Raw genomic sequence first — 20,301 nt, 5'->3', positions numbered from 1 at the left:
TCACACGGCCGACCGCGTCGACGAAGATCTGACGATCATGTCTGTTGATCTTCCTTCCAAGATCGTAGTTTCGGACACCACCATTCCTGGTGGCTCTGTGAACCACACCATCCTCGGCCGGACAGATGCTTAGCCTTATGGCCGAATTGACGCGGCCGCAGCCGCCAAGAGGCGCTGTCCTAGCCACCTAATTGGGAGTGGGTGCTTATCTACCAGCCCCCGGAAGTTGCTGTTAGGTTCTGTCCGCAGCAAGAGGGCGCGAGATGGACAGGCGGGGCGTGCGTTTTACGGTGGTCGACGCATTGCGCGGCGTGGCAGCGATGGGAGTTGTCCTTTATCATGCCGCTTCGGCCGGCCACGTAAAACGCCTCCTGGAAATTCTCCCTGTCTGGGTTGAGACGGCGTTGTTGAACGCCGGGCTGGGCGTTGCGGTCTTCTTCGTACTCAGCGGTTTCGTCATCGCCCATTCACTCTACGATAAACCGATGTCCCTTCCGGAATTCGGGCGTTTCACCCTGAGGCGATCGCTTCGACTGGATCCGGCCTACTGGGCTTCCATCGCGGTGACCATCGCCTTTGCTGCGCTGTCGTCATATCTGGTCTCCGGAAAGCAGATGCCCGACTTCACCGCTGCCCAGATCGTTTCTCACCTCTTCTACCTACAGGACCTGCTGGAGTTTCCCGCAATCAGTGCTGTGTACTGGACGCTCTGTCTCGAAATCCAGTTCTACCTCGTCTACGCGCTGCTGATGAGCATTCGCGGTTCCAGGACGGCTTTGGTCGTTGCAGCGTGCGTCATCAGCCTTTTCTGGCCGCTTGGCTTCGGCCCGGACGTGTGGCCGGGGCTCTTCCTGCCGCTTTGGTATGGCTTTCTTCTCGGTGTGATGGCCTATTGGGCATGGCGGGTGTCGAAACTGATGCCGCTTTTCGGAGCCTATGCCGGGATAATCTTTCTAGCCTGCGTCTCCTCGGGAAATGCCTTCGGCGTGGTCTGCTCGGCCGCCGCATTCGTTCTTTTCGGTGCGGCTGTGTCCGGGCGGATCAGTTCCGGGCTGAACTGGCGATGGCTGCAGTTCCTGGGGCTGATCTCCTATTCGCTCTACCTGACCCATAACCTGGTCATCGGCGCGGTGTTTCGGGTAGCCGCGATGGTCGGAGCGGTCTCGCCGCTGGAGGTCCTGATTTGGTGGGTCGTGTCGCTGCTCTGCTGCGTTGCCTTTGCCGCTACGTTCTGGTTGCTGATAGAGCGGCCCAGCATGGAGTTGTCGAAGCGGCTCGGCCAGCGCAAGGCCCCAGATTTGCCTCCGCAGAACGTCGCTCCTCTCGCCGTTCGGCAGCTGCCGCAATGATGTCGCGCCTTGCTTCCACGTCGGAAGCGTCCTGGCCGGCTCGGCGATGATGAAGGCTGGCGGAGGGCGTCGAGAAATCCGTTGCCTCAGCCGGGCGTGGATCGCTCATACGCGCCGCATGACGATACGGCCGGCGGGAGATTGCTATCGCGCAATCCTTACGGAGCCCGATTCTGATTGGAGCTCCCTCCGCATGAGGATTTTCTCTATTGCCAGCCATTTGGGATTGCTGTCGCTCTCATTTTCCAACAGCCCCCAACTGCCCCATTTGCTCGCATCCGTCATCGAAGAATATAGGGCGTAGGCATCTCCACCGGATCGCTGCCAGATATTCAGATGGAGGAGGTAGAGTTCACCCATCCGTCTGTCACGATTCGCCGCTATGAAGAGGTTCGTCAGCCTCTCGTTGTTTTCCGCACCACTATGTCCGACAAGATGTTGTCCGCCTTCATAGGCGTAAAGCTTGACGCCATATTTCCTGGCAACGGAAGCCTGCGTCTCGATCATCTTCCGATTGTCGTTCAATACATCCCGTTCAAGTTCCGTGAACAACTGGGCCAAAGGCCATCTGGAAACCTGTTCGGTTCGCTCAGGCGACCCGAGACCGCCGCCGAAATAGGGCGCGATGGCAAGGACGTCCGCATGCGCCCGCACGCCCTTCCACGATAGTATCGTTTCACTGGTCCAATCATTTACGGATTGAGCGGAATAAATCCCGACGATCCTTTGCGCCTGTTCGCGAAACACGTCTTTCCAGATGATAAGAATTTCCGTTGTCCGCTGGGCGTAATAGCGGAGTTGGGCTTCGAACTCGTTGCTCGAAAGCCCCAGCGCTAGCCCCTTTTCCTTCGCATACTCCGCTTGGCCGAAGCCGGAATTCCAGACTTCGTTGGAATACTCCACATTCACCGCCAGGTTTCCGTCCAGGGCGTCTTTCACCTGCTGTGCGAACCGGCGGATGTAATCGTCATCGGCCTGGTGAGGCATGTTGAACCAGGGGTCGATTTGTAGCTCGTTACTCAGTTCGATCATGTGCTCGAGCGGCGTTCCGGCATCGGATTTACCGAAGTGGCCGACGCGCGGCCGATCATCCCAGCTGCGGACCGTCGAGTTATTGGTAGCCATCCAGTCCATGAAGCGTAGCGTAGACATGCGCTTCAACCGCTTGAGGAAGGGCTCGCGAAACCGTTGTGTCGGCCTTTTGCCTCGTTCGTAGACACGGATGTTGCGAACCGGATCGGAAGGATCGGTTTCCATCATGATTGTGGTGAAGGCCGCGTCCTTGCGAAGATTGCGCACATCATCGCGTCCGGGCAAACGCAACTCCAGTTCGGCGCCGTCCCGATATCCGAGTTTTCCCTTGCCATCATAATAAACCGAGAGATTTACAGGTAGATTTCTCCGTTCACGCGAGAAAATCAGGAAAGTCTCCAGCGTAGAGTTCGCCGGGACGTTCAACGGGTAACCATCCGGTGTCATCGGCGGCAACGGCGTGTCCCATGTGAAGGGCGCGCCTTTGATCTGCACACGCCAGCGCGAGGCGTTGTAGGCCAGGTCGGAGAAAACCTGCTCGGTCGCCCAATAATTCATCGGGCTTAGATTCACGCCCAAACGGCTTGGATAATCCTCTCTGGCTGAGGCTTGCCCAGACGAAAAGCCGTTGAAAGGTTCGCTGGCTGCAAGACCTGCCAGCATTTGAAGAAGCGTTCGGCGGTTCACGGCAGATGTCCTCCGTATTCGCTCGGATATCTATTGCAGTGCTTGTCGCGGAACGTAGCCGTCCACTGCCAATGACGAGATAATACAAGGCGCCCGCGAGCAAGGTACGCATTAGTCGTATGCCGCCTCCAAAGTTAGTAGGTGGAAATCCCTTTTACCGTGTGGCGGCCTGCAACCGAATGAGTAGCATTTCAGCGTGCGGGATACCTTGCTCAGTAGCAGCGGGTGGCGGGGAAAATACAACAATATGCAAGCGCTCCTCAGATCATTGCGGCGAGGCAAGAGACGTTAGATGCCAGAATTCCTGCGCTCTCTTGTCTATGTATTGATAGTTACTGCCCCTGCCCTTTATGTCGGCGGGAAGATAGCGGTGCCGATAATCGGCCTGGCTGAGTTCCGCATTTGGCGGAATTGCTGGCTGCTGGCGACCGTCATCACCTTTTTATCCCGAGGTTTTTTCGACTTTGCTGTCGCGCTGGCTTTCGTGAGCTTTTATGTTCACCGATACTCCAAGCAGCCGGCGTTTTTCTATATAGTCCTGATGTTCGTTGCACCCTGCGTGCCTATCCCCGCCGGCATACCCGGCATCTTCAACAAGATCATTGAGCTCGACCCGCCTCGTTGGCTGGCGATTACAATTCTCCTGCCGGTTGCGGTCAGGTTATTGAGGGACCGGGGCACTCGGGAATTTCGGGGCTTGGATGTTCTTGTGATTGCCTTCCTGGCGTATACATCGCTGCTTTCCGTAAGGCTGGGAGATTTCAATGCCATTCTTCGGGTCCTTGCCGGCAATTTTCTCGATATCTGCCTTCCTTACTTTGTCTTCAGCCGCGTGATCCGCTCCAGTCTTGATATGAACAAGGCGCTCCTCGCCTTCGTAGTCGGCGTGCTGCCCCTGAGCGCCATCGGGGTCCTGGAGATATCGAAAAGCTGGCGGGTCTATTATGTCGTCGTGCAGGAATGGGACGTGTTTCTTATCACCGCCTATTTATTCCGAGACGGGCTCTTGCGCGCTTCGACCACGTCTATCGAAGCGATTGCATTCGGCTTCGTCTGCATGACCGGGGCTGGTTGTCTCTTGGCTCTCCGAAGCCCAGTCCCGCTGGGTGCCTGGCGTTATGCGGCGTTAGGCATACTGGTGCTCGGGCTGCTTTCGAGCGTGTCACGAGGCCCCTGGCTGGGTTTCGCATTCTGTATCTTGTTCTTGACCATCACCAGCCCGAAGAGGTCTTTCAGGCTTGCTCTTGCGGGTTTGCCCGGGGTGGTTGCCTTGCTGTTCCTGCATCCGCCATTTCTTGACCGTTTCATAAATTTGCTTCCGTTTGTCGGGTCGGCAGACAAGGGCAGCGAAACCTACAGATCCAGCCTTTTCGAAAATTCCTTGATAGTCATCCAGCGTTATCCGCTGTTTGGTTCGGATTCGTTCCTGAAGGAGCCTGAGATGCAGACCATGATACAAGGGCAGGGTATCATCGATATAGTGAATACTTATCTGCAGGTCGCACTATATTACGGCTTAATCGGTCTGTTTCTATTTGTATTGTATTTCGGCTTTATTTCGTCGGCGCTGGCTCGAAAATCGTTCGGGGACAACTCGGATTCGTTGAGCTACAAAGTAGTTCTGGGTATCCTGGTCGCGATGCTCCTGGTGATTATCACAACCAGCAGCGTCTCTGTCATACCCTATATATATTGGACTTTTTCGGCCATGTGCGCCGCCGTTCTCGCTCCGAACTTCGCCGGTCACCGGGAAAATCTTCCGCTGCAGGTCACGAGACGTCTGAAGGTCCTTGGCTTGAACCCGTTGGCCCGCCAAGGCTCTCCGGACGATGGCAGAGAGAAGATGCGAGTGTTGGGCATGCACTGAAGGGACGCAAGCTGCAAACCTTCGACACATATTGATTTGAACTATTTATACTCGATGATCCGCTGTCGACGATTGATCAGCCGGTTCAGGTAGAACTGCGCGACGCCCTGCATTTCCGGGAATTTGCCCAGGACGTCGAAAGTTGCGAAAAGCAGAGTATTTCCAAGCGCCGATCGCGTACGCCGAGCCAGGCGCCACAGTTGAAGCGGATAGAGCAGCAGAAGCGCCAGGGCGGCGGGATGAAAAGCCGCGCCCGCGATTGCGACCAGCGGCAGCAAGCCGCCCCAGAAAACTGCGCGGCGGAGATTTCTCGTCCATATCCGGAATGGCGATGTCCGATGGAGATGAGACACCTGAGCATAGGCATGCCCGCAGCGCACGCTTCTCCGCCACCATTGGCTCAGGCGGCTTATATCCGCATCGTGGCGTGTCATTTCGGAAGGGAGGCGCCAGATCTTCCAGCCTCTCTCACGCAGGCGGACGCAAAGTTCCGGCTCCTCTCCCGCGATCAGCCCCGCAGCGTAACCTCCGAGATCTCTGAGGGCGGAGGCTCTGATGAGGATATCGCCGCCGCATGCCTGAACTTCGCCCGGCGCCCCGTCCCATTCGCGGTCGCACATGGCATTGAAGATGGTGCGTTCCGGATATCGTTCGCGCCGTCGTCCGAAGACCAGCGCGACATCCTTGCGCATGACCAGAAAGGTCGTGGCCGTCGCTATCCATCCGGTGTCGAGTTCGCAGTCCCCATCCAGGAACTGCACAAAAGCGGTTTCGGGCCAGCGCCGCATGACGGCGTCGAAACCGGCATTGCGCGCGCGCGCCGCGGTGAAGGGAATTGTCATATCCAGCAGCACTACCTCCGCGCAGAGGCCGGCTGCCGCTTCGACGCTTCCGTCGGACGAGGCCGAATCCACGTAGACCGTACGGTCGCGATGGGTTTTGAGCGAACTGAGGCAGTCGATGAGACGCTGTCCTTCGTTGCGTCCGATCACCACGATGCCGACATCGGCGCCGATCCCGGTATAGCCGCGGTGCCTTAGGATATCTGCGTCCATGTGTGCTTGTTCCCGGCCGTTGGTTTGGCGGTCGTCGCCAGTCGCGATCTCGGCCTGCCAACCTGGTAAGCCTATATTCCATTTGTAGAATTCGAGATCGCGGCTGTAAATTTACCTCTTTGGTGGAAGCCGATGCGGCGGCCCTAAGCTCTTTGTCCCACTGAGCCTCCGAAGCCCTTTTTGCTATACCGGTTCCAAGGGGAATTGCCGACGATCGGCAAAGATGAAGGGATGTTCGTGGAATGCGGATTGCGTATTTCACCAACCAGTATCCGGCGCCGAGCCATACGTTCATACGGCGCGAAATCGTAGCGCTGGAGGCGAGGGGGCACCGGGTCCAACGATATGCGGTGCGTCCCTTTCGTGGCGTGCTGAAGGATTCCGACGACATCGCAGAAGCTCGACGTACCAGCCATATCCTGCGCAGCCCAATGATACGGGCCATGGCGAGCGTCGCCCGCCAACTGCTTTCCCGCCCCGGGAATTCGTTGAAAGCACTGGGAACTGCGTTCCGGTTTGCGAGGACGTCCGGCGGACATTACCCGCACCACCTCGTATATTTTCTCGAAGCGATGATCCTGGCCGATTGGTGCCGCAGGGACGAAATCGATCACCTGCATGTGCATTTCGGCACCAATCCCGCGACGGTTGCGACACTGGCGCATCAGATCGGCGGCATGAAGTTCAGTTTTACAGTGCACGGGCCGGAAGAATTCGATCGGCCCGAAACGCTGGGACTCGGCGACAAGATCAGGGCTTCGTCATTTGTCGTCGCCGTCAGCTCCTATGGACGCAGCCAGCTGCTGCGCTGGGCCGACCTTGGAGATTGGCGGAAGATCGAAGTCGTTCATTGCGGCATCGACCAGCGCTATCTGAGCGACGACGTGGACGTGCATGGCACCAGCCAACGTCTTGTCTGCATTGCCCGGCTGTCTGAACAGAAAGGCCATCTCCTTCTGCTGCAGGCGGCGGCAAACCTGCGGGCCGAGGGGATGTGCTTCCAACTCGTCCTTGTCGGCGACGGTCCGCTGCGGGCCGAAATCGGACACGAAATCGAACGGCTCGGCCTCGGCGATACGGTCGTGCTGACCGGCACGATCTCGCAGGATGATGTGCGCAGCGAAATTCTTCGGGCGAAGGCTCTGGTTCTGCCGAGTTTCGCGGAAGGCCTCCCGGTCGTGCTGATGGAAAGCATGGCTCTGAAGCGCCCGGTGATCTCGACCTATATCGCCGGCATTCCCGAGCTCGTTCAACCGGACAATGGCTGGCTGGTTCCCGCCGGTGATCTGGAGGCGCTGACCGGCGCAATGCGGCAGGCGCTGTTCGCAAGCGATGTCGAGTTGTTTCGCAAAGGCGAGGCGGGGCGGCGCCGGACGCTCGAACGGCATGACATCAACAGATCGGCGGCGGCGCTGGAAATACTGATGGCCCGACCGGCAGTTGTTTAAACCGGTCGGTATTTGCGAAGGCGGTCAGACCCTGCGAAATGGCCCTGAATGACGAATGAAATCCTGCAGCAGATGTGGCGGCCCGCTTGAAGGCTTGCCTTCTGCGAGAAGGCGGATGCGCCAGGCGATGTGTCCGCAGAGCCACGCAAGGTCCGAAAGGACCGAGAATACGGCTCCATGATGCTTGAGATGGTAGCGCCGCCGGGACTCGAACCAGTAGGCCGGTCGCCTGGACGGCTTGACGTGTCGCGTCACGCCCGTCGACTGGCCGACCAGGTGGATGACGCGGCTTTGCGGCACGTGCCAGCAGGACCATCCGGCGCGCGCTGCGCGGATACAGAAGTCGACTTCCTCGTAATAGAGGAAATACCCTTCGTCGAGCACGCCGATCTCGTCGAGGACCTCTGTCCTGATCATCAGGCTGGCCCCGGAAACCCAGTCGATCCGGCTTGGCTCCTTCGGCATGTCGGGGACGATACGCCAGCGCCCGAGCAGGCGGGTGACCGGGCCGAGCCTGGCCTCGCTTTCGAATTCATTGGCAATCGACGGAAAGCGGAAAGCGCAGGCCTGGCCCCGCCCGTCCGGATGTTCCAGACGGCTGCCGGCAATGCCGGCATCAGGCTTGCTATCCATGAATTCCACCAGGCGGGTAATGCTGCCGGGGCGTGCGATGGTATCGGGATTGAGGAGCAGGACATAGTCCGGCCGGCCGAAGTTCGCGGTGGCATACTCGATGCCTCGGTTGTTGCCGTAGGCAAAGCCGCCATTCGTCTCGAGCGGGAGACATACGGCATTCGTCCAGCCGTTCTCCTCTATGGCGGCCGCAATGAGTTCGGCCGAACGATCGCCGGAGCCACCCTCGACGGCAACGATCCGTGTCCCATCCGGAACCGTGCCCGGCACGCTCAAGGAGGCAAGGCAGTCGATGGTCAGATCGGCGGTCCGGTAGTTGACGATGACGACGACCAGTTTCAGCCGGGCGTCGTCTTGCCGGCTATGTTCGACATCCATCAAAGGCCGTGCCTCTTCGTCTTGTTCAGGACCACCTGCATGCTTTTTTCGGAGCCGAGATAGCTCCGGCAGATTTCCAGTTCCGGAAGCCTTGACTTACCGACCGCGAGTACGATCACGGCCGTGTCCGACATATCGACGAACGGGATCACCTCGTCCGAACTCAGCATCGGCGGCAGATCGAAGAGAACGATCGTCGGCTTCAGCATCTGTCGCGCAAATTCCACCTGCGCCGTCATGCGGGCCAGGTCCGCCGGCAGGGGAATTCTGCCGGGCCCCCAGGCGGTGCGCAGCAGATGGCAATGAAGGCCCCGTATATCCAGCGTCGTCAGCCATCCGCGGATCGGATCCTCCAATGGCGGACGAGGCGGCAGTCCGAGTACGTTGCCGACTGCGGGATCCCGGAGGTTTGCGTCGACCAGCAGAACATTGGATCCGGGTACGCGGGCAAAGCTGAGGGCCAGATTGATGGCGGTTACGGTGGTGCCGCAGCCGGTCGTCGGGGCGGTGACCGAGATCACCCGTGTGTCCTGGTCCTTGTGTTCGTTCAGCAGCTGGTTTCGCAGGACGTCGTAGGCGTGTGCCATCGAACTGTCGCTGTCGAAGGCGATGATGCGATTTGCATACAAGAAGGTGGGAGAGACCGGCGAGAGGTCAGGCGGCGGACATTCTTCATAGGAATGGATTCCATTGACCGAGCCGTTGAGATAGCCGGCATTCAGCTCGGCGAGACCGGTGCTGTCCAGTCTTTCCGCCATTCTTCCTCGAGCTGAGATATTCTTGATGATTTCCATAAAATTCCCTGCCCTGTCCCATCTGTGCGATTTTTCAACTAAAGGCGGTCCGGCCGGATTGGTGTGATGTCATCCTCCCGCGATCGGACTTGGGTTGGTGAATGCGGAATTCCGGAACGCCTTGGCTATGCGTCGCTTCGGCTTCCAATGTGGAACGACCACCAGCGTTTCTCCCGCCAGAGCGTCGTTGAGATCAAACGTGCCTCGAACGGTTCGGTCAAACAGATGCCCGGCGTAAATTCCTGCAGCCGCCGCCATCGCCGCTGCGGCGCAAACCGCGCCGGCCAAATAAAGCCGCCGCGGTCCTGAAGCAATTTTGGCAACTTCCGGCTGCTCGATCACCTCGATCTGCTGGGCGGCATCGCCTTCCTCCAGGCGCTCGCCGAGACGCGCGGCATCGAGTTTGGCCTGCATGTCGTCCATGTTTCGCTGCAGCGAGACTTTCTCGGCTTCGTTCGCTTCGATCTGCGCTCCAACTTCGGGAGCGTGAGAGATGATCTCCCGCAGCCGGGCGATGCGGTCCACGAGAGAGGCCCTTTGTGCGAGGTTCTGTTGCTGGCGTGGCTTTGCCATCGCGATGCGTTCAGCAATCAGCATGAGTTCGGGCGAAAGCGTCTTGATTTGTTCCGGCGTCGGCATGGTCGCCGATCCATCGCGCGGTGCGGCGGGTGCAACCTGAGCCCGCATCTCCTCGAGACGCTGCTTCATGGCACGGATTTGTGGATGGGTGTCCGAATAAATGACGGACTTCACTGCGAAATCACGCTCAAGATCGAGGAGCTGTATATGAAAACGCGTGGTCTCCGTCGTCCGCCCGACGCCCATGCGCAGCTGCGCCTCGTAGATTCCGATCTCCTCATTCAGCGCAATGGCCGCGCGATCGAGCGTCGCGAGTTCAACTTCCTTGGCCTGAAGCTCGATCAGCAGGGTGGGGATCCTGGTGGGATGGGACTCTTTGTTTTCTTCGAGATATCTGGTCCAGGCGCCTTCCCTCTCGCGGAGACGTTGCGTGACGTTATTGACTTCCTGCGTCAGGAACTTGGTCGCTTCCGAGGCACGCGCCGTGCGAATGCGCCGGTTTTCTTCGATGACCTGCGACACAAGGTCCGCCACCATATTCGCGGAAACCTCAGGATCGTCATATTTAAAACCGATCCTGACGGAGGCATTGCTTGCGGTGCGGTCGGCTCCGTCTGTCACCGATGTCAGGAGAGTGATGTTGTTGCGTATCACGCCCGCGAAATTGTTCTTGGCCAGGCCCTCCCGCAGATTTGGATAAAGACCATGCTTATCGGCCAGCGCCAGCAGGCTGTTGCGTGACATTACCCGTTGCTCGATGAATAGCAGGCGGTCGTTCGATACGGTCGGTGATACGAGCGTTGTCGGTATCTGCTGGAATTCCATCAGCAGCAGCGCGTCGGAGTAATAGCTCCGAGGCATGGCGTAAATGAAGTAGGCCCCGACCATAAGGGTAACCAGAGCGGGCACGATGGCATAGAAAGGTCTGGCGAGTGCGATCTCGATAAAATAGAGAATATTGCGTCCTAACTCATTGATCATGCTGTCGCCTCATTGCTTCGCGTACGAAATACATTGGTCATCACGAAGTCTCCCTTATCGAGCCGCTCTCGGCGTTAACCCGGACGTACGGCTTCCGACCTGGGCCACTGGCTGTACCGCCCCCGCATCCCGGTTGTTCGCGGGATCGCTGTAGGCCACGCGCAGCAGGTCGCCGGGCAGGATCGGGGTCATCTCGGTTGCGGCGAACTCCCTTGTTTCACCGTTGACGGTCCGCACGATCTGATAACCGAGCATCCGGCGCTCTCTTTGCTGGTTCGAGGCGGCGTTCTCGCCATAGATCGTCATGATCCGCGTGCTGTCGGCAAGCCGCGCCGCGGCCTCCTCCTGTTCGCGCTGGGCTGCATTGAGTTCGACCAGCAATTGGGTCCGTTGCGCCTGGCGTGCGCTGTCATAACGGGCGAGCTCCGCCATTTTCGCCCGCTCGGCGACGGCGATTTCAGAGGTCAATCGGCTGACCTGTCCCTCGAGTTCGGCGACCGTGCCTTCCTGGACCATCTGCTGGGAGCCTTCGGTCACGCCCTTGGCGACGAGCCCGTTGATGCTCTGGAGGCGACGCCTTGCCAGGTCTATCCGTTTCGTCAGGGTATCGGCCTGCTCCTGCATCGCGAGGCTGTTTCGCTCCGAGAGCTGGTTGGCCTGGGCCTGGGCTTTTTCCTCCATGGCGAGCGTTTCCATCCGGGCATTCAGGAGCGATTGTTCCTGGGCAAGGGCCGGATCGGCGGCGAGGGCTTCGGCCGTGCCGATGGATTTTTCTCCGCGCATTTCCGCCTCCAGGCGGGTGATGCGTGCCCGCAGTTCCTGCAGGCGTTTTTGGGAGTGCTCGACTTCGCGTTTTACAACCACCGACCGGTCCTGGTCGGCGGCCAGCAGGGGCGTGCGATACACGCCGCCGGCGACGCTGATACCGTGAAGGACGGTCATGTTGGCCCGATACGCATATTCGCCGGGGTTGTCGACTTCGCCTAGGACATAGATCAGCTGCGGGTTCTGGGAATTGGGACGCAGCATGATCGTGAGATTGGGGCTGTCCTTGAAATAGGTCTTCAGCCGACCGAGAAGTTGCGCTTCCAGTTCCGAAAGGGAAAGGCCCGCGCTCTGAATATGGCCCGCGAGCGGGAACGACAACCACCCGTCCGGAGCAATGACGACCTCGCGGGTAAGCTCAGGCTCCTGAGCAATCCATACCTGCAGCGTATCTCCCGGCTGCAGGCGATAGGTCGTCTGAGCTGAAACGTCCCCAAATGTCAGGCAGAGCAAAAGCCCTGCGAGACTCGTTATCCCACGCATACAGACCCCCAATGATCGGTAACCCCTTCCCGTCCAACTGGGACAAGACGGTTTATACTAGGGCGGCCTACGACACCTGCAAACAGAGCACAAAGAGGTAAGCTTCCGGTCCCAAATCCTCCATCTAACGGATGAGCCTGAAAGTACTAATCGACTTTAAGATGAGCGCATCGCGCACGGAGCCGCTTGCGAAACGACCGGCCGACCTTAACCAATATCTTCTGGTGGCAAAGGTGGTTCAGCCGGGCGGTGCGGCCACGCCTGCGCGGTCAGCGGCCGTGGTGCTTAACAAACGTCGGAGACCATTTCGAATGTGTTTGTCGAGGATTTTGACGGCCGCTTTCGCGACGTCCACGGTCGGTGCGCTCGCACTTGGCGCGGCCATGTTCAAGCCTGATCCAGTCAGCGCCGAGCGTGGTCTCGACGCTCCACCTCAGGCCTTTTCGGCCGGCAACCGAGATCATATCCTGCTGTCCGGGCACAGCCTGACAGATCAACCCTATCCGGATCATTTCGAAGGGATCGCCCGGCAGGAAGGGATTGCAGTGTCCTGGCGGTTGGAGAACGTGACCGGTTCTTCAATCCAGCAGCGAACCGCCGGCGGGTTCGTTCGATTGACCGACGGGCCTTACGACGTTCTCATCATCACCGAACAACATCGTGTTCTGGATGCGTTGATGTGGAGCGAAACTGTTCGTTACCTCCATGGCTACCACCATGCGTTCACCACGGCAAATCCAGCTGGGATTACATATTTCTACACCCCCTGGATAAGCCTTTCGTCTTTGGCGGATCCCCATCCGTGGATCGAATATGAGAGGCTGGCTCTGCCCGTCTGGCGATGCGTCGTGAACCGGGTAAACGATAAGATCGGGGCGGCTGGCCGAAAAAACCATATTCGCTTCATTCCAACATCGCTTGCGCTTGCCGAGCTCGTCGCGCGTCTGGCGTCCGATCCAGCCTTTAGCGGGTTCGAGGATTGGAATGCGGCGGACCGCTTGAAGGCAATCTTCTCCGATGAGGTTCATCTGACCGAACTTGGCTCCTACTACGTGGCCGCCGTAAGCTTCGCGGCGATCTACGGAGTGGATATCCGTCAGCAACGGCCGCCCGCCTTGCTGGATGCCCGGCAAGCCGACGCGCTGAGGCTGTTTGCTGCCGACTTCATGCAACGTTATCGGGCAACCAAGATGAATGAAGCGGGCGATTGCGAGGCGCCGGTCTCGCTCGCGTTCGCGTCCCACTACGCGAACTATGTGGCGCGCGCCTACCCTCGCGAAGGCAGCTATCTCATTACAGAGTTGCTGCGCATCCGGAATATTGTCCGTTTTACCTGGCGCTTCAGGAAAGGCCTGGAGTGAAACGGCTAAGGTGGATTGCCCTCAGCGCAGAGCCGACAGCGGCGCTTCGGGAGGGCTAGGGAGCCAACGTTGCCCGATACGCCGAAATGAGTAACCCGATAGCCCAAAGACTAGCGGCGAAACCATTGGCAGCTATGCGAATATCTTCGCTGGGATGCGGAGTTTCGCACAAGGAAAACTCCCTTGTCTAATGCTGATTGTGCCTTGCGAGGATAGTTGGTTGATATCTTTTTTGCCGATTGTGCATTCTCTGAGAAAGATTGCCGGGATGCCTTTCCCGGATATCGAAGCGGTTGCCGTCGATCGCTGGACGATTGCCCCGCAGACCCGGCGCTTCATTCGCCCCGCAAAGTTTCTGCCGCATCATCTCGACCGTATAAAGGGCACTCAATTCGGGCCGGTCACAGAGGTTGTGAAGGGCTTTCGTGGAAACTACGAGACCACTCAGGAGGCTACGGTCGGTTACCGGATCAAGAATGTCGACCTCATCGATGGCGTTCTCTATGCGCCGAAGTCCTCGAGGAGCCTCAGGCCCCGCAGCCGCCGGCTGCCTGTCTATGTGCCTCCCAAGCACTCGACCAGCGGTGCCCTGTTCGAGAGCTGGGTCGGCAATCGCTGGTTCGGCAACTGGCTTTCGGATGATTGCCTGACCTATCCGCTGGCGGACGAATACGAAACTCCGATAACGACGCGGCCGATCACGCGGGGGCACGAGCCGCAATATGCCGCTAAACTCGATCTCAAGCCGATCTATGTCAGCGACGTCCATTTCGACGAGGTCATCCTCTTCAGGGACAAGGGGCAGAACGAGAGCAAGAAGAAACGGGCCGATCAGGTTCGCGAAAAGCTTCTGGCATCGGCGCCACCTTTTCCCGTTCATCCCGGCGTCTTCATCCTGCGGGGGAGCAAGGGCGAAAGCCGCCTGCTGTCGAACGAGTCCGATATCGCCGAACAGTTCGCGAAGAAATATGGATTCCGGATCATCGATCCGTTGGCCTCGTCGGTCGACGACATCATTCACGCCTGTGCCGGAGCCCGCATCGTCGCAGGTGTGGAAGGCAGCCACCTGGTTCACGGGCTGATGATCATGCCGCCGGAATCGGCCCTGTTCGTCATCCAGCCGGCAGATCGGGTGGTCTCGGTTCTCAAGGTCATGACCGATCGTCAGGGACAAGGTTATGCCTTCGTCGTCGGCGAGGGAACCTGCGAGAACTTTCGGGTCGAGTGGAGTGATATCGACCGCACATTGGAGATGGTGCTCGCATGACCTCACGGCTTCGTTTTCTCTATCCTCAATCCGCGGCGATGAGCGACCATAAGGGTGCCGCATCCCAGCACGCGCCTCCCGCCTCGTTTCGCGACCTGGTGCGGAAGGACTACGAGCGCCACGGCAGTAGGATCCTCAATGCCGGCTTTATCTCGCTGCTGGTCTATCGCTTCGGCCGGTGGGCGGGGAGCCTTCGGAGCCACCTGGCCAAACGGTTTTTCCAGAAGATCTACGGCGCGATCAACATGGTCGTTTCGACGCTTACACGGGTGTGGATACCGGCAGAGGTGACGCTCGGCGAGGGTTTTCACATCATCCACGTCGAGGGATCGATTTCGATCCATCCTGACGCCGTGATCGGAAAACGATGCGGCATCATGCATAATGTCACGATCGGCACGAACATGAGCGCCGGTGCACCCAGGATCGGCGACGACGTCTTTATCGGGGTGAACTCCACCATTCTCGGAGATATCCGCGTCGGCGACCGGGTACGGATAGGAGCCAATACAGCGGTCTCCACCGACGTGCCGTCGGATTCGATCGTCGTCGGTTCCCCGGCCAAGATTTATCCCCGCCTCGGCCCGTTTTCGAGCGGGCAGACCAAGACCGATGCCACTCCCTGATCCACTCATCCGCTGGAGGAGTTTGCCATGAACGCGTTGACCACCAACTTCTATCAGCTTCTGGCTGACAACCTCGTCTCAAGGCCGGGCAAGCCAGCGCTCATCGACGGTCATCGCGCGGCGAGCTATGCCGCGGTTGCGGCCGAAGTGGACCGGCTGGCGGGTTATCTGCAGAGCCGCAATATCCGGCCCGGCGACCGGGTGATCGTGCACCTGCGCAAGAGCATCGCCGAGGTCACCGCCATGTTCGCCATCGCCAAGGTGGGTGGGGTGGTCGTCAACGTCAACACGCAGTGGACGGTCGAGCAGCTCGAATACGTGGCCAACGACTGCGGTGCCCGCCTGCTGATCGTCGAGGCAAGGGTCGCCGAGGCTCTCGGCGCGCGCAAGCTACCCGACACTGTCGACAATGTTCTGGTCAAAGGCAAACTGCCGGCCGATGCCATATTCGACGTCTGGGACAATCTTCCGGAAGACCTTTCAGGCGACGAGATTGCACGGCTCGACACAGAACTTGCGATGATCATCTACACGTCCGGTTCGACTGGCATGCCGAAGGGTGTGATGCTGACCCATCGCAACATCGTTGCCGGCGCCCGCTCGGTGTCGCGCTATCTGGGCTTGAGGGAAGACGACCGGCTGCTCAGCGTCCTGCCCTACAGCTTCGACTATGGCCTGAACCAGCTGACGACAATGATGCTGATGGGCGGTACCGTCGTGCACCAGGCGGTGCCGATGGCCACCGAAATCGTTTTGGCCATGCAGCGGCATCGGGTGACCGGCGTGGCCGCCGTGCCGCCGCTCTGGAGCCAGATCGTGAGGCTGCTGAAGGACAATCCCGTGGAATTTCCGGCGCTCAGGCGGATCACCAATTCCGGCGGCAAGATTTCGCTCAACATCCTCGAGCAGATACCGCGGGTCTTCCCGGATGCGGATGTCTATCTGATGTACGGGCTGACCGAGGCTTTCCGCTCGACCTATCTCTCGCCGCAGAAGTTTACCCGCAAGATGGGAGCTATCGGTCAGGCGATCCCCGGCGCCGAAGTCTATGTCATCAAGCATGGCGAAGGCATCGCCCATCCCGGCGAACAGGGCGAACTCGTTCATCGCGGCCCGCTTGTCAGCCTCGGATATTGGGGCAAGCCGGAGGTGACGGAGCAGAAGATCCGGCCGTGTCCGGAACTCTGGCACCTGATCGGTGACGAACCGGTCGTCTATAGCGGCGATATCGTCCGGATCGATGCCGATGGCGACCTCTGGTTCATCGGCCGCAACGACGCGATGATCAAGACCAGCGGCTTCCGCGTCAGTCCGGATGAGATCGAGGATCTCGTCTGCCGCAGCGGCGCGGTGGCGGAGGCGGTCGCCTTCGGCGTCGACGACGAGGAACTGGGGCAAACGGTGCATGTGGCGATAACCCCGATCGGCGAGTTCGACGAGGAGGCCCTGCTGCGCTACTGCCGGCGCGCGATGCCGTCCTACATGGTGCCGCGGCAGTTCCATGTCTGGCCGGAAAGCATGCCGCGCACATCGAGCGGCAAGCTGGCGCGGCCGGATGTCGTGCGCCTCTGTCGCGAATGGATGCAAGGCGGGGAAATTGTCTTAAGCGCGCCTCCGCCGGCAGCTCAAATCAAAGTGACCGAAACAAGGGAGAACCTGCAATGAGCCTTACCCATGGAAAGTTGATTGGTTATCTGCGGGAATCCCTGAATATCGCCCATGCCGACAGCGAGAGCGAACTGTTCTCCTCAGGTCTTCTCGATTCCGTTTCGATGGTAAACCTGCTGGCATTCGTCGAACAAACGACGGGCCTTTCCATTCGCGCCGAAGACGTGACGCTCGAAAATTTCGATACGCCGGAGCGGATCATCCGTTTTGCGGAAGCCAGCGCCTGATGAACCATTTCTCGGCGCTCGATGTCTGGCTGCAGAGTGCGGCGGCATCATTCGGAACCCCCTCCTATGTCTATCTCGCATCGGCGATCGAGAGCCGGGCAGCGCTCCTGAGGCAAGCTTTCGAGCAACGCTTCGCATTGAGCTTTGCCGCCAAAAGCAACCCTAACCCGGCTCTGCTTTCCCTCATGAAGGGCCAGGCGGAATATCTCGACGTCTCCTCGATCGGGGAGTTCCGGACGGCGATAGCGGCTGGATGGGAGGCAGAGCGCATCAGCTTCACAGGTCCCGGAAAACGGCAGTTCGAAATCCGGGAGGCGATAGAAGGCGGCATTGGCGAACTGATCCTGGAATCGGTGCGTGAGGCGGGGCTTGCGAACGCGGTCGCCGGCGAGCTCGGACGTGTGCAGCATGTCCTGGTGCGCATCGCGCCGACCACGGTTCCGAAAGGGTTCGGCGACCAGATGGCCGGCCGTCCGTCCGCCTTCGGCATAGACTGGGAAGATATCGCAAGGGACATCCCCGAGATTGCGGCTCTGCCCAATCTCAAGATCGTCGGACTGCATATCTATTCCGGCACGCAATGCCTGAAGCCGGAGGCTATCTGCGAGAACTACCGCAACTTCATCGGCATTTTCCGGGAAGTTTGCGAAACCTACATTCCGCGACCGGAGAAGCTGGTGTTCGGATCAGGGCTTGGAATTCCCTATCACGACGGCGACCTGCCGCTCGACCTCTCCGCGGTCGTTGCCGGCATCGCAACGGATCTCGACAGCCTCAAGGCGCTGCCGCAATTTGCCGAGACCCGGCTGGTGCTCGAGCTCGGGCGGTATCTCGTCGGGGAGGCCGGGTATTTTCTGACGCGCGTCGTCTCGGTCAAGGAATCGCGCGGCGTGCGGATCGGCATCTGCGATGGCGGCATGAACAACCACCTGCCGGCTTCCGGCCATTTCGGGATGGTGATGCATCGGAACTATACGATGCACAAGGTCGGCGGGCAGGGCGAACCGGAGAAAATCAACCTCGTCGGGCCTCTGTGCACGTCGATCGACCGGCTCGCTGTCGGGGTGATGCTCCCGCGGATCGAAGAGGGTGATCTTGTTGCCGTCCACAACAGCGGCGCTTACGGGCTGACGGCAAGCCCGATCCATTTCATCAGCCACGCACCACCCTGCGAGGTTCTCATCGAGGCCGCCGGCATGCGCGATGTGACACACATTCCGGCGCTCCCCTCGGCATAACGCCTGCCTAAAATCCCGCGATAAAAATCAGTAGGCTTTGCCGAAATCGCAGATCTCGATCGCGGTGCGGACGACGATCTTCATATCCAGCCAGAACGACCAGTTGTTGATGTACCAGAGGTCGTGGAATATCCGCTCTTCCATCTTCTCGATGTTCGGCGTCTCGCCGCGGCAATTGTTGACCTGGGCCCAGCCGGTCAGGCCGGGTTTGACGTGCCGCCTGAAGGCGTATTTGGCGATCTGGGCGTCATAGAGTTCGTCATGGGCGAGCGCATGCGGGCGGGGGCCGACGATCGACATCTCGCCGCGAAGGACGTTCCAGAATTGCGGCAGCTCATCGATGCTCGAAGCGCGGATGATCGCCCCGACTTTCGTGACGCGGGGATCTTTCCTGGTCGCCTGACGAATATCGCCTGAATCTTCCATGACGGTCATGCTGCGGAACTTCAGGATTCTGAACGAGCGGCCGCCGTGTCCCTTGCGGACCTGCTTGAACAGCACCGGACCTTTGGAATCACATTTGATGGCGATCGCCACGACCAGCAGCAACGGAAACAGCGAGAGCATGGCCGTCAGCGAGAAGACGATGTCGAATGCCCGCTTGGTGCCGCGTTCATAGAGGTTCAACGGTGGCCGCTGCGTCTGAAAGGCGGTCATGCTGCCGATCTTGCGGGCAGGAGCGCTGGTCAGCCGGCCAACGACGCCATCGAAGATGACATTGACCGGAAAAGCCGAGCGCCTGAGTTCGCCAAGATAGAGTTCGAGATTGGAGACGTTCGGGTCCCGCCAGACGATGAATACTTCGTCTATGCTGTCGGCCTCGCTTTGCCTCAGTCTCTGCAGGGCGTTCGCGGGCAGCAGATTTTCATCCGAGAGGCGTATGATCTGCGCGAGAGTCATGCCGCTTGCAGCCGCCTGATGCTGCCAATGTTCGGCCGAAAACTCCTCGTGGCAGATCAGCAGCACCCGCTTCATCTTGAAGGAGGCCGCAGCTGCCGCCGATGGCAGATACCAGTGCCAGAACAGGCGGGTGCAGATCAGCCCGGACAGCGAGATGACGGCAGTCATCAATATTGCCCCGCGCGAGAACGTCGTGCCGATCTTCAGAAAGAAGATGACGGTCAGCAGGAAGGCAAGAGCGCTTGGGATAAGGATGCAGATCAGCCGGATCTGCGGCCTCAGGAGCTGAATGCTCTCCGGGCTGTAGGCCTGGGCGCTGTGCATGGCGAGCACGAAGATCGTCGATAGAACGAGGCCGATGCCGATGAAAAGCGAAGGATCGGGCGCAGATCCGAAAACGGCATACTGATAGCCCGTGAAGCCGACACCGGTCGCTCCAAGAAGATAGACGAAGTCCACTGCGGCGGCCACATAGGCGATACTATGATATTCCAGCCCTCCGTGCGGAGGCTTGTGCTCATACGATATGTAGTCATTTCCGATGTTCGGCTCAAATGGTGTGATCATCGTTAAAAAACCCCTACCAGCGGTACGAGTATAGCCGAGGAGAGGGTGGGCACAATGTATCCTGCCTACCTCCTAAGAATGATCTCCCTATTACCTACTTTTGTTGCTCGGGTGATTGAGTACAATCCTTTGTGTATAACGTCCAATTTATGCTCAGGTTTTTAGTAAACCTTTCGATCTGACTTAAAATTGGGCATGTGAATTTATTTTATATTTCAGTTGGTAAGGCGGAGCTACCGTTTCCGCTGAGAAAATGGACATTGGCAGCGATTGAATGCTGGGCTCCGCGTCCGAAGGGGCCTCGTCGGCTGAAGGCTTGATGGCCACAGTCCTGGT

The 20,301-nt window shown here is 59.1% G+C and carries 16 protein-coding genes; 9 read left to right on the top strand and 7 right to left on the bottom strand.

Features of this window, described 5'->3' with window-relative positions; translation table 11 throughout:
- The first annotated feature begins 263 nt into the window (after positions 1 to 263).
- Positions 264 to 1,349 (top strand): acyltransferase, encoded by a 1,086-nt coding sequence (locus tag C5J22_RS20545; RefSeq protein WP_105439719.1) that lies wholly within the window; start codon positions 264 to 266, stop codon positions 1,347 to 1,349.
- Positions 1,350 to 1,493: 144 nt separating this feature from the next.
- Here C5J22_RS20545 and C5J22_RS20540 read toward each other — a convergent pair whose 3' ends face one another.
- On the bottom strand, positions 1,494 to 3,068 hold the full coding sequence (locus C5J22_RS20540) for a hypothetical protein (protein WP_245440480.1): 1,575 nt from the start codon (positions 3,066 to 3,068) through the stop codon (positions 1,494 to 1,496).
- A 292-nt stretch (positions 3,069 to 3,360) separates the two neighbouring features.
- Here C5J22_RS20540 and C5J22_RS20535 point away from each other — a divergent pair, with 292 nt between their 5' ends.
- Positions 3,361 to 4,935, top strand: a complete 1,575-nt coding sequence (locus C5J22_RS20535) for an O-antigen ligase (RefSeq protein ID WP_105439717.1) — start codon at positions 3,361 to 3,363, stop codon at positions 4,933 to 4,935.
- Positions 4,936 to 4,976: 41 nt separating this feature from the next.
- Here C5J22_RS20535 and C5J22_RS20530 read toward each other — a convergent pair whose 3' ends face one another.
- On the bottom strand, positions 4,977 to 5,990 hold the full coding sequence (locus C5J22_RS20530) for a glycosyltransferase family 2 protein (protein WP_205837209.1): 1,014 nt from the start codon (positions 5,988 to 5,990) through the stop codon (positions 4,977 to 4,979).
- A 242-nt stretch (positions 5,991 to 6,232) separates the two neighbouring features.
- On the opposite strand from C5J22_RS20530, the gene C5J22_RS20525 reads away from it, so the two are divergent.
- Positions 6,233 to 7,438: a glycosyltransferase gene (locus C5J22_RS20525; RefSeq protein WP_105439716.1), complete on the top strand. Its 1,206-nt coding sequence runs from the start codon at positions 6,233 to 6,235 to the stop codon at positions 7,436 to 7,438.
- Between the two features lie 24 nt (positions 7,439 to 7,462).
- On the opposite strand, the gene C5J22_RS20520 is transcribed toward C5J22_RS20525, so the two are convergent.
- The 4 genes from C5J22_RS20520 to C5J22_RS20505 all read right to left on the bottom strand — a co-directional run bounded on the left by C5J22_RS20520 (position 7,463) and on the right by C5J22_RS20505 (position 12,111).
- A complete protein-coding gene (locus C5J22_RS20520; protein WP_105439715.1) occupies positions 7,463 to 8,449 on the bottom strand; it encodes a glycosyltransferase family 2 protein in 987 nt (328 codons plus the stop codon).
- A complete protein-coding gene (locus C5J22_RS20515; protein ID WP_105439714.1) occupies positions 8,449 to 9,207 on the bottom strand; it encodes a hypothetical protein in 759 nt (252 codons plus the stop codon). Before C5J22_RS20515 ends, C5J22_RS20520 begins: the two co-directional genes overlap by 1 nt.
- A 105-nt stretch (positions 9,208 to 9,312) precedes the next feature.
- Positions 9,313 to 10,803, bottom strand: coding sequence for a hypothetical protein (locus C5J22_RS20510; RefSeq protein ID WP_105439713.1), 1,491 nt, complete (start codon positions 10,801 to 10,803; stop codon positions 9,313 to 9,315).
- Between the two features lie 54 nt (positions 10,804 to 10,857).
- A complete protein-coding gene (locus C5J22_RS20505; RefSeq protein WP_105420019.1) occupies positions 10,858 to 12,111 on the bottom strand; it encodes a polysaccharide biosynthesis/export family protein in 1,254 nt (417 codons plus the stop codon).
- Between the two features lie 161 nt (positions 12,112 to 12,272).
- Here C5J22_RS20505 and C5J22_RS20500 point away from each other — a divergent pair, with 161 nt between their 5' ends.
- From C5J22_RS20500 to C5J22_RS20475, 6 genes are all read left to right on the top strand, one after another.
- A complete protein-coding gene (locus tag C5J22_RS20500) occupies positions 12,273 to 13,472 on the top strand; it encodes a hypothetical protein (RefSeq protein ID WP_172746722.1) in 1,200 nt (399 codons plus the stop codon).
- 268 nt (positions 13,473 to 13,740) lie between these two features.
- Positions 13,741 to 14,739 carry a glycosyltransferase 61 family protein gene (locus C5J22_RS20495; RefSeq protein ID WP_105439711.1) on the top strand — a complete coding sequence of 333 codons (999 nt, stop codon included), beginning with the start codon at positions 13,741 to 13,743 and terminating at the stop codon, positions 14,737 to 14,739.
- The gene (locus C5J22_RS20490; RefSeq protein WP_105439710.1) at positions 14,736 to 15,365 is read left to right on the top strand and encodes a serine O-acetyltransferase; all 630 of its coding nucleotides are present in this window, start codon (positions 14,736 to 14,738) and stop codon (positions 15,363 to 15,365) included. The genes C5J22_RS20495 and C5J22_RS20490 overlap by 4 nt, the downstream gene beginning before the upstream one ends.
- A 27-nt stretch (positions 15,366 to 15,392) precedes the next feature.
- The gene (locus C5J22_RS20485) at positions 15,393 to 17,030 is read left to right on the top strand and encodes an AMP-binding protein (RefSeq protein ID WP_105439709.1); all 1,638 of its coding nucleotides are present in this window, start codon (positions 15,393 to 15,395) and stop codon (positions 17,028 to 17,030) included.
- On the top strand, positions 17,027 to 17,260 hold the full coding sequence (locus tag C5J22_RS20480) for a phosphopantetheine-binding protein (RefSeq protein ID WP_046666358.1): 234 nt from the start codon (positions 17,027 to 17,029) through the stop codon (positions 17,258 to 17,260). The genes C5J22_RS20485 and C5J22_RS20480 overlap by 4 nt, the downstream gene beginning before the upstream one ends.
- Entirely contained in the window at positions 17,260 to 18,498 is a 1,239-nt protein-coding gene (locus tag C5J22_RS20475; protein ID WP_105439708.1) for a type III PLP-dependent enzyme, read from the top strand. The genes C5J22_RS20480 and C5J22_RS20475 overlap by 1 nt, the downstream gene beginning before the upstream one ends.
- A 27-nt stretch (positions 18,499 to 18,525) precedes the next feature.
- On the opposite strand, the gene C5J22_RS20470 is transcribed toward C5J22_RS20475, so the two are convergent.
- The gene (locus C5J22_RS20470; RefSeq protein ID WP_105439707.1) at positions 18,526 to 19,965 is read right to left on the bottom strand and encodes an exopolysaccharide biosynthesis polyprenyl glycosylphosphotransferase; all 1,440 of its coding nucleotides are present in this window, start codon (positions 19,963 to 19,965) and stop codon (positions 18,526 to 18,528) included.
- Between the last annotated feature and the right edge of the window lie 336 nt (positions 19,966 to 20,301).

This window comes from Neorhizobium sp. T25_13 (assembly GCF_002968675.1).
GTDB lineage: Bacteria > Pseudomonadota > Alphaproteobacteria > Rhizobiales > Rhizobiaceae > Neorhizobium > Neorhizobium tomejilense.
The sequence above is the reverse complement of the archived record's forward strand: the minus strand, read 5'-3'. Positions and strand labels throughout refer to the sequence as shown.

What these genes read in the sequence shown, in the direction of transcription:
- C5J22_RS20545 (WP_105439719.1), top strand. Translation starts at nt 264, where the DNA reads ATGGACAGGCGGGGCGTGCGTTTTACGGTGGTCGACGCATTGCGCGGC.
- C5J22_RS20535 (WP_105439717.1), top strand. Translation starts at nt 3,361, where the DNA reads ATGCCAGAATTCCTGCGCTCTCTTGTCTATGTATTGATAGTTACTGCC.
- C5J22_RS20530 (WP_205837209.1), bottom strand. Translation starts at nt 5,990, where the DNA reads ATGGACGCAGATATCCTAAGGCACCGCGGCTATACCGGGATCGGCGCC.
- C5J22_RS20525 (WP_105439716.1), top strand. Translation starts at nt 6,233, where the DNA reads ATGCGGATTGCGTATTTCACCAACCAGTATCCGGCGCCGAGCCATACG.
- C5J22_RS20520 (WP_105439715.1), bottom strand. Translation starts at nt 8,449, where the DNA reads ATGGATGTCGAACATAGCCGGCAAGACGACGCCCGGCTGAAACTGGTC.
- C5J22_RS20515 (WP_105439714.1), bottom strand. Translation starts at nt 9,207, where the DNA reads ATGGCGGAAAGACTGGACAGCACCGGTCTCGCCGAGCTGAATGCCGGC.
- C5J22_RS20510 (WP_105439713.1), bottom strand. Translation starts at nt 10,803, where the DNA reads ATGATCAATGAGTTAGGACGCAATATTCTCTATTTTATCGAGATCGCA.
- C5J22_RS20505 (WP_105420019.1), bottom strand. Translation starts at nt 12,111, where the DNA reads ATGCGTGGGATAACGAGTCTCGCAGGGCTTTTGCTCTGCCTGACATTT.
- C5J22_RS20500 (WP_172746722.1), top strand. Translation starts at nt 12,273, where the DNA reads ATGAGCGCATCGCGCACGGAGCCGCTTGCGAAACGACCGGCCGACCTT.
- C5J22_RS20495 (WP_105439711.1), top strand. Translation starts at nt 13,741, where the DNA reads ATGCCTTTCCCGGATATCGAAGCGGTTGCCGTCGATCGCTGGACGATT.
- C5J22_RS20490 (WP_105439710.1), top strand. Translation starts at nt 14,736, where the DNA reads ATGACCTCACGGCTTCGTTTTCTCTATCCTCAATCCGCGGCGATGAGC.
- C5J22_RS20485 (WP_105439709.1), top strand. Translation starts at nt 15,393, where the DNA reads ATGAACGCGTTGACCACCAACTTCTATCAGCTTCTGGCTGACAACCTC.
- C5J22_RS20480 (WP_046666358.1), top strand. Translation starts at nt 17,027, where the DNA reads ATGAGCCTTACCCATGGAAAGTTGATTGGTTATCTGCGGGAATCCCTG.
- C5J22_RS20475 (WP_105439708.1), top strand. Translation starts at nt 17,260, where the DNA reads ATGAACCATTTCTCGGCGCTCGATGTCTGGCTGCAGAGTGCGGCGGCA.
- C5J22_RS20470 (WP_105439707.1), bottom strand. Translation starts at nt 19,965, where the DNA reads ATGATCACACCATTTGAGCCGAACATCGGAAATGACTACATATCGTAT.